We start from the raw sequence: 13375 nt of genomic DNA on the forward strand, positions 1-13375 counted from the left end.
TCGGGCGCGGGGGCGGTGCGCCAGCCGCCGAACGGTGGTTTGTGGTTAGTGCGGGTGTGGGTGGGTGAGGACGTGGTGGAGGGTGTCGACGGCGGCGGGGTAGGCGTGGTCGGTGGGGGTGGCGTAGCCGATGACGAGGCCGTGGGCGGTGGTGGGGCCGGGGGTGTGCCAGTGGTGGCGCAGGCCGCTGAGGCGCAGGCCGTGGTGGGTGGCGTGGGTGAGGGCGGTGTCTTCGTCGGGGACGTGGAGGAGGAGGTGGAGGCCGGCGGGGATGCCGTGGGGGGTGTGGTGGTGGAGTCGGTGCAGGAGGTGGTCGCGGCGGCGGCGGTAGTGGCGGCGGCGGGCGCGGACGTGGCGGTCGTAGGCGTGGGTGGTGATGAGGTCGGTGAGGGTGAGTTGGTTGATGACGCCGGTGTGGTGGTCGGTGTGGAGCTTGGCGTCGACGACGGGGTCCAGCCAGCGGGGTGGGAGGACGAGCCAGCCGAGTCGGAGGCCGGGGGCGAGGGTGGTGGTGGTGCTGCCGGCGTAGGCGACGTGGTCGGGTGCGGTGCCCTGGAGTGCGCCGAGGGGTTGGCGGTCGTAGCGGAATTCGCCGTCGTAGTCGTTCTCGACGAGGAGGCCGCCGGTGGTGCGGGCCCAGGTGGTGAGGGCGTGGCGGCGGGTGGGGTGGAGGGGGACGCCGGTGGGGTACTGGTGGGCGGGGGTGAGGACGGCGGCGGTGGCGTGGTCGTGGGGGGTGCGTGCGCCGAGTTCGTCGACGGGGAGGGGGATGACGGGGCGGCCGGCGTGGGTGATGACGTCGCGGTGGTGGGGGAGGCAGGGGTCTTCGACGGCGATGGGGCCGGGGAGGACGGTGGCGAGCAGGGCGAGGGCTTGGGTGTAGCCGGTGGTGATGACGATGTGGTCGGGGTGGGCTTGGACGCCGCGGGTGCGGCCGAGGTGGTCGGCGAGGGCGGTGCGGAGTTGGGGGAGGCCGCGGGGGTCGGTGTGGCCGTGGACGGTGGTGGGGGTGGTGGTGAGGGCGCGGCGGGTGGCGCGGAGCCAGGCGGTGGTGGGGAAGGCGGTGGGGTCGGGGTTGCCGGGGGCGAGGTCGTGGGTGGGGTCGGGTGGGTGGCCGGCGGGTGCGGGTGCCGCGGGTTCTGTGGGTGCGGGTGCTGTGGTGCGGGGTAGGGGTGCGACCTGGGTGCCGGCGCCGCGGCGGGCGGTGAGGTAGCCCTCGGCGACGAGTTGGTCGTAGGCGGCGGCGACGGTGTTGCGGGCGAGGCCGAGTTCGACGGCGAGGGTGCGGGTGGCGGGCAGGCGGGCGCCGGGGGCGAGGCGTCCGGCGCGGATGGCGTCGCGGAGGGCGCGTTCGAGTCCGCTGCGGCGTCCGGTGGCGGGGTCGAGGTCGAGGTGCAGGTCCACCCCCGTGGTGGCCCAGGATGGTGACACGGTGTTGGACCTTAGCGCGGGCCAAAGCCGCCGGTGGGGGGTTGTGCGGGGTGGGGTTCGGCGGGTGTCGGGGGTGGTGGGGGGCGGGGTTGGGCGGGTGTGGTGCGGTGGGTGGGGCGTGGGTGCCGGGGTGGGGTGCCGGGGGGTGGGCGGGCCGGTCGGGCGGTACCGGTTCCGGGGGTGGTGGGTGTGGTGTGCCGGATAATCGGCGGCCCCGTTTCGCGGGCCCGGATATCCTTGGTCCAAATGAGTACCACCTCCCACGCTGACCTGCGTCAACGCCTGTCCGAACTCATGTCGCGGGATCGGCGGCGATTGGGGCGGAGGCTCGACGGTGCGCGCAAGGTGCGCGACGAGAAGGCCCGGGCCGCCGTGCACGCGGAGATCGAGGCGGAGATCGAGGCCGCCGAGCTGCGCGTGGCGTTGCGCCGCGAGGCCGTGCCGAAGATCACGTACCCGGCGGAGCTGCCGGTCAGTGCCCGCAAGGACGACATCGCCGAGCTGATCCGCGAGCACCAGGTGGTGATCGTGGCGGGGGAGACGGGGTCGGGCAAGACGACGCAGCTGCCGAAGATCTGCCTGGAGCTGGGGCGCGGGGTGCTGGGGCAGATCGGGCACACGCAGCCGCGGCGGTTGGCGGCGCGGACGGTGGCCGAGCGGGTGGCGCAGGAGCTGGGCACGCCGCTGGGCAGCGCGGTGGGCTACAAGGTGCGGTTCTCGGACCAGTCGGGTGACGAGACGCTGGTCAAGCTGATGACCGACGGCATCCTGCTGGCGGAGTTGCAGACCGACCGGATGTTGAGCCGCTACGACACGATCATCATCGACGAGGCGCACGAGCGCAGCCTGAACGTGGACTTCCTGCTGGGGTACCTGGCGCAGCTGCTGCCGCGGCGGCCGGACCTGAAGGTGGTGATCACGTCCGCGACGATCGACCCGGAGCGGTTCTCGCGGCACTTCGGGGACGCGCCGATCATCGAGGTGTCGGGGCGGACGTACCCGGTGGAGGTGCGGTACCGGCCGGTGGTGGACCCGGACGACCCGGAGGCGGACCCGGAGCGGGACCAGACGCAGGCGATCTGCGACGCGGTGCGGGAGCTGCAGGCCGAGGGGCCGGGTGACGTGCTGGTGTTCCTGTCGGGTGAGCGGGAGATCCGGGACACCGCGGACGCGCTGGCGGCGTTGGAGCTGCGCGACACGGAGGTGTTGCCGCTGTACGCGCGGTTGTCGTTCGGGGAGCAGCACCGGGTGTTCCAGCCGCACCGGGGGCGGCGGGTGGTGTTGGCGACGAACGTGGCGGAGACGTCGTTGACGGTGCCGGGCATCAAGTACGTGGTGGACCCGGGTACGGCGCGGATCTCGCGCTACAGCCACCGGTTGAAGGTGCAGCGGTTGCCGATCGAGCCGATCTCGCAGGCGTCGGCGAACCAGCGCAAGGGTCGGTGCGGGCGGGTGTCGGAGGGCATCTGCATCCGGCTCTACAGCGAGGACGACTTCGAGGCGCGGCCGGAGTTCACGGACCCGGAGATCCTGCGCACGAACCTGGCGTCGGTGATCCTGCAGATGACGGCGATCGGGTTGGGCGACATCGCGGCGTTCCCGTTCATCGACCCGCCGGAGGCGCGCAACGTCAACGACGGCGTGCAGTTGTTGCAGGAGCTGGGGGCGATCGTCCCGGGGGAGCAGAGGCTGACGCCGCTGGGGCGCAAGCTGGCGCAGTTGCCGGTGGACCCGCGGTTGGCGCGGATGGTGGTGGAGGCGGACGCCAACGGGTGCGTGCGCGAGGTGATGGTGATCGCGGCGGCGTTGTCGATCCAGGACCCGCGGGAGCGGCCGAGCGACAAGCAGCAGGCGGCGGACGAGCAGCACGCGCGGTTCAGGGACCCGGAGTCGGATTTCGTGGCGTACCTGAACCTGTGGGGGTACGTGCGGGAGAAGCAGAAGGAGCTGTCGTCGAACCAGTTCCGCAAGCTGTGCCGCGCGGAGTTCCTGAACTACCTGCGGGTGCGCGAGTGGCAGGACGTGTACCAGCAGTTGCGGCAGGTGGCCAAGACGTTGGGCGTGCACGTGAACGAGGAGCCGGCGGACCCGCGCAACGTGCACATCTCGCTGTTGTCGGGGTTGTTGTCGCACATCGGGCTCAAGGACGTGCCGAAGCGGGACCCGGGCAAGCGGGCGTCGACGGAGTACCTGGGTGCGCGCAGCGCGAAGTTCGCGATCTTCCCGGGGTCGGCGTTGTTCCGCAAGCCGCCGCAGTGGGTGATGGCGGCGGAGCTGGTGGAGACGTCGCGGCTGTGGGGCCGGATCGTGGCGAGGATCGAGCCGGAGTGGGCGGAGAAGCTCGGCGGGCACCTGGTCAAGCGCAGCTACAGCGAGCCGCACTGGGAGATGCGGCGCGGGTCGGTGGTGGCGTTGGAGAAGGTGACGCTCTACGGGGTGCCGCTGGTGGCGGCGCGGAAGGTCGACTACGGGCGGATCGACCCGGGGTTGTCGCGGGAGCTGTTCATCCGGCACGCCCTGGTGCAGGGGGAGTGGAGCACGCACCACGCGTTCTACGAGCGCAACCGGCGGTTGCTGGCCGAGGTGGGGGAGCTGGAGAACCGGGCGCGGCGGCGGGACATCGTCGTGGACGACGAGACGCTGTTCGACTTCTACGACCAGCGGGTGCCGGCGGACGTGGTGTCGGTGCGGCACTTCGACTCGTGGTGGAAGAAGGCCGGGCGCGCCACGCCGGAGCTGTTGGTGTTCGACAGGTCGATGCTGGTCAACTCCACGGCCGAGGTGACGCCCGAGGCGTACCCGGACCGGTTGACGCGGGGTGGGTTGAGCCTGCCGTTGACCTACCGGTTCGAGCCGGGCGCGGCGGTGGACGGTGTGACCGTGGACCTGCCGCTGCCCGCGTTGACGGCGGTGCCGGACGATTCGTTGTCGTGGCAGGTGCCGGGGTTGCGCACGGAGCTGGTGGTGGCGTTGATCCGGTCGTTGCCCAAGCCGGTGCGGCGCAACTTCGTGCCGGTGCCCGACGTGGCCGCGGCGGCGTTGGCGGCGATCAAGGACGACGAGCCGCTGCTGCCGGCGCTGGAGCGCGAGCTGCGGGCGTTGACGGGGGTGGTGGTGCCGCGGCAGGAGTGGCGGCTCGACCAGGTGCCCGAGCACCTGAAGCTGACCTTCCGGGTGGTGGACGAGGAGCAGCGCGAGCTGGCGCAGGGCAAGGACCTGGCCGCGTTGAAGGCGAAGTTGCAGGGGCAGCTGCGGGAGACGCTGGCCGCGGCGGCGAGCAACCTGGCCCGTACGGGCCTGACGACGTGGGGTGATGTCGGCGACCTGCCGCGCACCGTGCAGCGCCGCCGGTCGGGCATCGTGGTGACCGCCTACCCGGCGCTGGTCGACAAGGGCGACAGCGTCGCGGTGGAGATCCTGGACACGCCGGGTCGGCAGCGGCAGGCGATGTGGCGGGGCACGCGGCGGTTGTTGCTGCTCAACGTGCCGTCGCCGGTGAAGGCGTTGCAGCGGGGGTTGACCAACGCCGAGAAGCTGGCCCTGACGCGCAACCCGCACGGCGGGGTGGCGCCGCTGCTGGCGGACTGCATCTCGGCGGCGGTGGACAAGCTGCTGCGCGACGCGGGTGGCCCGGTGTGGGACGAGAGGTCGTTCGCCGCGCTGGTGGAGAAGGTCCGCAAGGGCCTGGGCGAGGCGGTGTTCGACGTGGTCGGCGCGGTGCGCAGGGTGTTGGAGGCGGCGCAGGACGTGGAGCTGCGGATCAACGCGGTGCGCGGCGCGGTGTTCGAGGAGTCGCTCAACGACGTGCGGGCCCAGCTGCACGGCCTGGTGCACAAGGGTTTCGTCACGGAGGCGGGTGCCGAGCGGCTGGCGGACGTGCACCGCTACCTGTCGGGGATCGCGCGGCGGTTGGAGAAGCTCACCGAGAACGTGCGGCGTGACCAGGAGTGGATGGACCGGGTGCACGAGGTGCACGCCGAGTACCGGGAGCTGCGGGCGAGCCTGCCCGCCGACGAGCCGCACCCGGAGCTGGACGAGGTGCGGTGGATGATCGAGGAGCTGCGGTTGAGCTACTTCGCGCAGACCATCGGCACCCGTTACACGGTGTCGGACAAGCGGATCTTCAAGGCCCTCGACGCCGTGCCCCGCTGACCCGGACCCCGCTGACCCGGACCCCGTCGGACCTCGCCGCCGGACCCGCCGCCCGGGTTCACCAGGCGGCGAGGTCGGCCACCCGGGCGGCGAGGTCGACGACCGCGAGGCCGTCGGTGGCGATCCGGGTGGTGTGCGGCGGGGCGTCCCGGTCGAGCGTGCGCGCGGCGGCCAGGCTGCGCCGCACGTGGGGCTCGAACCCGGAGCCGACCTCGCGGCCGGCCAGCCGGGCCCGCACGGTGTCCTCGGTGGCGGTGAGCAGCACCGACGTCACCCGGACGGGGTGGCCCGGGCCGAGGGCGCGCACGACCATCGGCTCCTCCAGCACGCTGACCGTGTTCGTGTAGACCAGTCGGGTCTGGCCGAGCGCGGCGTAGTTCGCCCAGATCGCGGCGAGGTTGCGCTCGGTGATCGCGGTGCGGTGCGGGTCGTCGTGCGGGGCGGGGTGGACCTGGTCGAGGAAGTCGCCCTCGACGTGGCAGTGGGCGGTGCCGCGCGCCTGCCACAGCGCCGAGACCTCCCAGCCGAGGGACGACTTGCCCACGCCCGCGCCGCCGCCGATCAGCAGCAGCTCGCGCACGGTCACTCGCACGCCTCCAGCAGCGAGCGCAGCGCGTCGGCGACCGCGGTCCGGGTGCCGGCGTCCAGCGGCTCCAGCAGCCGCGCGTAGTGCCGCATGTGCTCGGCGAGCATCCCGTCCACCAGGTGCCTGCCCCGTTCGGTCAGCGTGATGCGCACGACGCGGCGGTCCGTGCCGTCGGGCACCCGCTCGACCAGGCCCTTGGCCTCCATGCGGTCGATGCGGTTGGTGATCGCGCCGGCGGTGACCAGCGACGCGGACAGGAACGCCCCCGCCGTCATGCCCTGCGCGGAGCCCGCCCGGCGCAGCGTCGCCAGCACGTCGAACTCGCCGGGCTCCAGCTCGAAGCGGCCCACGAACTCGCGCAGCTCCCGCTCCAGCAGCCGCGACAGGCGCATCACCCGGGCCAGCACCGCCATCGGTGAGGTGTCCACGTCCGGGCGCTGCTGCGCCCACTGCGCCAGCACCAGGTCGACCGCGTCCGCCATCCGCCCCTCCAGGAACTCGACACCGCCCACACCCCTCCGCCGCGACTCCCGCCTCAGGACGGCCCGGGCGGCTCCCGGCGCGCGCCGGGAGCGACGCGGGGCGCGGGCGCGGTGGGTGCCCGGCGCGACCGCGTCGGCACCGGGACCGGGACCGCGAACACCGCCGGGCCCGCCCCCGCGACGGCGGTTCCCCCCTTGATCGGCACCGCACCACCGTAGGCGGGTGATCGACTCGCCGGCCGCTGTTCCGGCGGAAAACCCGGGATCAGGGCCGTCCGGCCCCGGCCGTTCGGGCTAGTCGGGGCCGCCGGGGCGACGCCCCGGGCGCGGCGGCGGTCAGGCGGCGGTCAGGCGCCGCGCAGCTGGACGACGACCACGGTGATGTTGTCGTGCCCGCCGGCGCGCAACGCCACCTCCACCAGCTCCCGCGCCACCTCCACCGGCGGCAGCCGCCGCGAGATCGCCTCCGGCGGCAGCGCCGCCAGCAGGTCCTCCGGTTCCGGCACGTAGTTCCACAGCCCGTCGCTGCACAGCACCAGCAGCCCCGGTGTCCGCGCCGCGAACGTCACCGTCCGCGGCCCGGTCACCCCCGAGTCCGCGCCCAGCCACCGCGACAGCACGTGCGCGCGGCGGTCGGTCAGCGCCTCCTCCTCGGTCAGCACCCCCTCGGCGACCAGCTGCGCCGCCCACGTGTCGTCCGTGGTCAGCCGCGCCGCGCCGCCCTCGGCGACCAGGTAGGCGCGGCTGTCGCCGACCCAGCCCACCGTCACGGACCCGTCGGTGACCACCGCGGAGACGAACGTGCAGGACGGGGCCACCTCCGCCGCCTCCGGCCGGGCCAGCCCGCCCACCGCGGCGTTGGCCGCCACCACCGCCTCCGCGGTGGCCCGCTCCGCGTCGGACGCCGCCTGCACCGTGCCCGACTGCAACCCGGTCAGCAGCACGTCCGCCGCCGTGTCCACGGCCAGCTGCGACGCCTGCTCGGCGCGTTCGGACGACGCCACCCCGTCGCACACCACCACCGCGACCCCGCGCCCGCGCACCCGGCCGAACGCCATCGAGTCCTCGTTGCGCTGCCGCCGCCTGCCCCGGTCGCTGACCCCCGCCACGGCGGGCAGCACGAACTCCACCCGGTCGCGCGCCGAGGGCCGCGCCCGCCCGCACTGGTCGCAGAAGCCGTCCTCGTCGAACTCCGCGCCGCCGCACGCGCACAGCGGCGGCCACTGCGAGCCCGGCCCGCCCACGGGGGTGCGCTGCACCCGCAGGTTGCGGCCGCACGCCTCGCAGAACCGGTCCTTGGGCGACACCGGCGACGAGCACTCGGGGCACACCTCGCCGGCCATCAGAGCAGCGTCCTGGGCCGGACCGCGTTCGCGCGGTCGACGAGCGCGATGCGCTCCTCCGGGGTGTCGGCCAGCCGCGCGAGCTGCCGGTAGCAGCGTTCCAGGCCCAGCCGCAGGCCCGTCGCGGTCAGCTCGCAGCCCAGCAGCCGCTGCGCGGGCACCCCGCCACCGGGGGAGGCCCCCGACTGCGGCCCCGGCAGCGATCCCAGCGCCGCGCGCAGCAGCTCCGCCGTCAACCCGGCCCGCCTCGCCACGTCCAACCCCAACCCCGACAGCCTCGTCCCGGCCGCCAGCAGGTCCGGCAGCCCCCCACCGCCCGCCTGCGCCCGCACCGCGGCGACCTGCGCCGACACGTGGTGGCTCGACGTCTCCGGCACCGAGTGCAGCACCCGCACCGCCCCCTCCCGGTCGCCGCCCGCGAGCAGCACCCGCGCCAGGCCGAACGCCGCCGACACGTGGGCCCGGTCGGTGCGCCACACCACCTCGTAGCCGGCCCGCGCCGCCTCCGCGTCGCCGCCCAGCTCCGCGCACACCGCGGTCGCCAGCTTGGGCGCCGCCTCCCCCGGCAGCAGGTCGCGCACCCGCGCGAACGCCGCACGGGCCTCGTCGAACCGCTCCCGCAGCAACGCCGCCACCCCCCGGTACCAGCCGGGCCGCCAGTCGTCCTCGGCCGGCGCGCACGGCGCCCGCGGGTCCAGCGCCGCCACCGCCACCAGCTCGTCCAGCTCGGCCACCGCCCCGTCGACCCGGTCGGCCTCCAGCAGCGCCCGCACCACCTGCAGCCGCACCTCCACCGTCTGCACCGGCGCCGCCCGCAGCGACGTCACCAGCTGGCCCGGGTCGCCCGACGCCGCCGTGGCCAGGAACCCCGCCGCCTCGTCGGAGGTGTCCACCTGCGGCACCGGCAACCCCGAGGCCGCCGCCCGCGCCACCACCGGCCCCTCCACGCCGAACGCCCGCCGCTCCGGCGTGAACTGCCGCGACAGGCCCGGCCGCGGCACGCCGTCCTGCTGCGCCAGCACCTCCCGCAGCACGCCGGTCAGCTGCTCGGCCATCTCCTCGGCCGAGCCGAACCGCTGCTCGGGGTCGCGGTGCGTCGCCCGCAGCAGGAACCGGTGCAACGAGTCGTGGCGGCGCAGCAGCGGCTGCTCCTCCGGCCCCGGCAGCGACCGCGTGAACGCGCCCCGGAAGTCGAACGGGAAACTCATCACCGCCAGCGCGCGACCCACCGTGTAGAGGTCGGAGGCCACCGAGGGCCCCACCGAGCCGATCTCGGGGGCCTGGTAGCCGATGGTGCCGTAGAGGGGGGAGTGGCGGTCGTCGACGCGGCGCACCGCCCCCAGGTCGATCAGCTTCAACTGCTCCTCGGTCTGGATCACGTTGTCGGGTTTGAAGTCGCAGTACAGCAGACCCACGCCGTGCAGGTAGCCCAGGGCGGGCAGCACCTCCAGGGCGTAGGCGATGGCCTGCGGCACGGGCAGCGCCTCCTGGCCGGTGCCGCCCGCACGCAGATTCTTGATCATGTCCTTGACGGAGGTGCCGCCGACGTACTCCATCACGATGTAGTCGACCAGCTCCCCGCACGCCCGGTCGGCGTGCCGCACGAAGTTGTGGATCTTGACGATGGTGGGGTGCTCCACCTCGGCGAGGAACCGCCGCTCGGCGGTCGCCGCGGCCGCCGCGTCGGCGTCACCGGAGTCCAGCAGGCCCTTGAGCACCACCCACCGGTCGCTCACCGCGTGGTCGGCGGCCAGGTAGATCCAGCCCAACCCGCCGTGCGCCAGGCAGCCCAGCACCTCGTACTGGTCGTGCAGCACCTCGCCGGGCGCGAGCTTCGGGGTGAACGAGTAGCGGTGCCCGCAGTGCGCGCAGAACCCCTCCACCCGGCCCGGCCGGCCGTCGCGGCCCCGGCCCACGCCCTTGCCGCACGCCGAGCAGAACCGCTTGGCCTCGGGCACCTCGGGGTCGGTCAGCACCGCCGTCTTCGGATCCCGGTAGGGCACCCGCGGCACCTCCACCAGCCCCGCGCCCAACCGGCCGCGCCCCGAGGACCCGGCCGAGGAGCGCCGCGTGCGCGCCCCCGACGGAGCCGTGACACCCGCCCACGGCGCCGTGCCCGGACCGCTGTCCCGGCCGGTCGCCGGCCCGGTGACCGCGCCCGTCGCCACCTGGACCGACACCGCCGGGACCGTTCCGGCCGGAGCCGTCGCCACCGACCGCGCCGTCGCCGTCGCCGAGGTCGGGGCCGGGGCTGGGGCCGGGGTTACCGCCGGCGGCGCCTCCAGCCCGCACGCCTCGCAGAACCCGTCGTCCTCGACCGCCCCGCCGCACCCCGACCGCGAACACGCCCTCATCGGACCCCCGTCCTCGCCGGCACCGCGCGCCGGCGGCGCGCCACCGCCACCGTGCCCCCGAACGGGCCGCACGGCACGGCGAAGTCCCCGGCGCGCACGTCAGTCCCGGTAGACCGCGGCCGGCGGGGCGGGCGGCGGACCCAGCCAGCGGGCGTGGATCGCCGCCCACGTGCCGTCCGCGCGCAGCCGCTCCAGCACCCCGTTGGTGAAGCGCACCAGGTCCTCCGCGCCCTTCGGGAACGCCATGCCGTACGGCTCGGCCGTGAACTGCGGCCCCACCACCTTCGTGTAGGGGTCCTGCGCGGCGAACCCGGCCAGGATCGTGTCGTCGGTGGAGATGGCCGCCACCTGGCCCTGCTGGAGCATCACCAGGCAGTCCGTCCAGTCCGGCACCGACACCGCCACCGCGCCCGCCCGCGCCACCTCCACCAGCGAGCTGGAGCCCTTCGTGGCGCACACCCGCTCCCCGCGCAGCGACCCGATGCCCGTCGCCGCCGAGCCCACCGGCACCAGCACCCGCTGCCCGGCCTGGTGGTAGACGGTGGAGAAGTCGACCCGGCGCCACCGCTCGCAGGTCGCCGTCATCGTGCGCACCACCACGTCCACCTCGCCGCGCTCCAGGGCCGGGATGCGCTCGTCGGAGGTGAGGACCTTGAACTGGATCGCCGCCGGGTCGCCCAGCACCGCCCGCGCCACCTCGCGGGCCATGTCCACGTCGAAGCCCTCCAGCTCGCCGGTCGCCGGGTTGCGGAACCCCATCAGGTAGGTGTTCTGGTCCACGCCCGCCACGAGCCGCCCGTGCGCCCGGACGCGGTCCAGGGTGGGGCCCCCGGCCGGGGTCGCCGGGCGCAGGCTCGCCGTCGGGTCGCACGACCCGGGCGCCACCGCCGCCGGTCCGGGCGGCGCGGTCAGCTCCACCGCCCCCGCCGGCGTGGGCACCTCCGCCGACGCGCCGCCGATGGGCGGCGCGGCGCTGGGCACCGGCGCGCACGCCGCCAGCAGCAGGGCCACCAGCAGCGCCGCCGGCAGGGCCGCGACCGCCCGCCGCCGCCTCACCGGTACTCCTTCAACCGCTGCCACAACCCCCACGTGGAGGCCACCGCCGCCAGCAGCGCGAGCGCCGCCACCGCGGTCACCGCCCCGCGCAGCGCGCCGCGCGCCGTGCCGATGGCCAGCGTCAGCTCCGCGCGCCGCGCGCCGATCGCGTCGCGCAGGTCCGCGTCCAGCTCGTCGAACGCGGTCGCCGCGCCCGCCGCGTCCTGCCCCAGCGCCACCGCCACCGCCGCCGTGTGGTCGCCGCGCCCGTCGGCCTCGCGCACCAGCCGGTGCGCCTCCCGCCACCGGTCGTGGTGCTCGACGGCCTCCGCCACCTGTCCCGACGGCTCCAGCCGGTGCGCCCTGGCCAGCAGGTCGGTCAGCGTCCGGTCGGCCTCGGCGTAGGCGTCCTCGTACACCGCGCCGCCGCCGCGCGCCACCAGCGTCAACGTCTCGTCGCCGCGCGCGGTCAGCGTCGCGATCCGGGCCCGCGCCAGCACGTCCACCAGGGTCGCCGCGTCCTTGCTGGTCGAGACGTGCGACACCACCAGCAGGCTCGCCGCCAGCACCCACAGCAGCGAGATCGCCGTCAACGCGGTCGCCACCACCAGACCGGGGTTGAGCAGCCGGTTCGTCCGGCGGGTCAGGAAGCGCTGCGCGAGCACCAGCGCCGTCAGCGCCGACGCGCCCAGCAGCAGCTCACCCCACGGCAGCGAGCCCGCGCCGTCCAGGTCGCGCACCACGTTCGCGTTCTCCACCCGGTACAGCTCCCGCGCCGCCGGCAGCAGCCGCGTGCGCATCAGCGTGGACGCCTCCCGCAGGTAGGCCGCGCCGACCGGGTTGCCCTGCCGGTTGTGCGTGCGGGCGGTCTCCACCAGTCCCGTGTAGACCGGCAGCTGCCCGGACAGCGTCGCCAGCGCCCCGCCCACCTGCGGGGACCGGGCGTTCTCGCTGGTCGCGGCGGACAGCGCGGCCGCCGCCTTCGCCACGTCGTCCTCGTAGCGGCCGCGCAGCGCCGCCGACTCCACCCCGCCCGAGAGGAACGCGCTGGCCGCCGTCGCGTCCGCGTCCGCCATCGCCCGGTAGACCTCCTGCGCGGCGAACGCGAGGGGCTCGCTGCGGTCGGCCAACGCCTCCAGCGCCGCCGAGCGCCGCTGCACCGACAGCGCCGTCACCGCGCCCACCAGCAGGCTCAGCACGATCAGCAGCAGCGCCAGCAGCGTCAACCGGCCCGGCGTGCTGCGCGCCAGACCGGTCAGCCGGCGCAGCACGTCCCGGTTCAGGCCGCCCCGGTTCGCCCCACCCCGGGGACGCGGTACCTCGACCAGCACGACCGCCCCCTTCCCGGAGTGATCGGCGCCACCCGCCGCCCTGACAGGGTAGATCGCGGCCGGTCGGGGCGGGACGCGATCGACCCACCCCGACCCGCGCCCACCCCGGCTGACCGGCCCGGCCCCGCCCCACCCCCGGGACGCGCCCCGGCCGGTCAGCCGGCGCGCAGCCGTTCCCGCACGGTCATCAGCGCCTCGCCGAGCAGGTTCAGGCCGCGCCACGCCGTCGGGTCGGCGGCGCGCTCGTCGTCCTCGGCCAGCCCGATGCCCCACACCCGGTCCACCGGGCTGGCCTCCACCAGCACCCGGTCGCCGGTCGCCAGCAGGAACGCCCGCAGGTCGTCGTGCGCCCCGAACTTGCCCAGGTTCGCGCGCACGACGACGTCGAGCCGGTGCTCGACCCACCGCTCGTCGTCGAAGTCCCGGACCTGCCGGCCCAGCGCCTTCGCCTCGGCGGGCGTGCGGGCCCGCAGCACCCGCTGCGCGACGTGCTCGTCACCGAACAGCAGCGCCTTGCCGACCATCATGTAGTGCTCGGCGGTCGGGTACGTGCGGCCGTCCTCGGTGAACGGCGCCTCGTACCACTGGCTCAGGCACTGCTTGCCGACCGGCGCGCCCGGCCGCGTCCGGTGTCCCCAGAAGAACAGGTAGTCAGCCACGG

Annotated in this window: 9 protein-coding genes; 1 reads left to right on the forward strand and 8 read right to left on the reverse strand. The window is 75.0% G+C overall.

The genetic code is table 11. The features are described from left to right. Nucleotides 1–45: 45 nt before the first annotated feature. Nucleotides 46–1431, reverse strand: coding sequence for a MocR-like pyridoxine biosynthesis transcription factor PdxR (gene pdxR / locus ACRAKJ_RS20715; protein ID WP_438922492.1), 1386 nt, complete (start codon nucleotides 1429–1431; stop codon nucleotides 46–48). 246 nt (nucleotides 1432–1677) lie between these two features. Here pdxR and hrpA point away from each other — a divergent pair, with 246 nt between their 5' ends. After that, on the forward strand, nucleotides 1678–5583 hold the full coding sequence (gene hrpA / locus ACRAKJ_RS20720) for an ATP-dependent RNA helicase HrpA (RefSeq protein WP_438922493.1): 3906 nt from the start codon (nucleotides 1678–1680) through the stop codon (nucleotides 5581–5583). A 58-nt stretch (nucleotides 5584–5641) separates the two neighbouring features. On the opposite strand, the gene ACRAKJ_RS20725 is transcribed toward hrpA, so the two are convergent. The 7 genes from ACRAKJ_RS20725 to ACRAKJ_RS20755 form a co-directional block, all read right to left on the reverse strand. After that, on the reverse strand, nucleotides 5642–6175 hold the full coding sequence (locus ACRAKJ_RS20725) for a hypothetical protein (protein ID WP_438922494.1): 534 nt from the start codon (nucleotides 6173–6175) through the stop codon (nucleotides 5642–5644). After that, nucleotides 6166–6681 (reverse strand): MarR family transcriptional regulator, encoded by a 516-nt coding sequence (locus ACRAKJ_RS20730; RefSeq protein ID WP_438922495.1) that lies wholly within the window; start codon nucleotides 6679–6681, stop codon nucleotides 6166–6168. Before ACRAKJ_RS20730 ends, ACRAKJ_RS20725 begins: the two co-directional genes overlap by 10 nt. A 317-nt stretch (nucleotides 6682–6998) precedes the next feature. Then, nucleotides 6999–7994 (reverse strand): protein phosphatase 2C domain-containing protein, encoded by a 996-nt coding sequence (locus tag ACRAKJ_RS20735; RefSeq protein ID WP_438922496.1) that lies wholly within the window; start codon nucleotides 7992–7994, stop codon nucleotides 6999–7001. Continuing rightward, nucleotides 7994–10174, reverse strand: coding sequence for a tetratricopeptide repeat protein (locus tag ACRAKJ_RS20740; protein ID WP_438922497.1), 2181 nt, complete (start codon nucleotides 10172–10174; stop codon nucleotides 7994–7996). The genes ACRAKJ_RS20735 and ACRAKJ_RS20740 overlap by 1 nt, the downstream gene beginning before the upstream one ends. A 273-nt stretch (nucleotides 10175–10447) precedes the next feature. Next, nucleotides 10448–11404: a glutamate ABC transporter substrate-binding protein gene (locus ACRAKJ_RS20745; protein ID WP_438922498.1), complete on the reverse strand. Its 957-nt coding sequence runs from the start codon at nucleotides 11402–11404 to the stop codon at nucleotides 10448–10450. Then, entirely contained in the window at nucleotides 11401–12714 is a 1314-nt protein-coding gene (locus ACRAKJ_RS20750; RefSeq protein ID WP_438922499.1) for a hypothetical protein, read from the reverse strand. The genes ACRAKJ_RS20745 and ACRAKJ_RS20750 overlap by 4 nt, the downstream gene beginning before the upstream one ends. Before the next feature lie 155 nt (nucleotides 12715–12869). After that, nucleotides 12870–13373: an NADAR domain-containing protein gene (locus tag ACRAKJ_RS20755; RefSeq protein ID WP_438922500.1), complete on the reverse strand. Its 504-nt coding sequence runs from the start codon at nucleotides 13371–13373 to the stop codon at nucleotides 12870–12872. Between the last annotated feature and the right edge of the window lie 2 nt (nucleotides 13374–13375).

Source organism: Saccharothrix sp. DSM 118769, assembly GCF_052936295.1.

Coding starts and splice junctions, on each gene's coding strand:
- hrpA (WP_438922493.1), top strand. CDS start 1,678: ATGAGTACCACCTCCCACGCTGACCTGCGTCAACGCCTGTCCGAACTC.
- ACRAKJ_RS20735 (WP_438922496.1), bottom strand. CDS start 7,994: ATGGCCGGCGAGGTGTGCCCCGAGTGCTCGTCGCCGGTGTCGCCCAAG.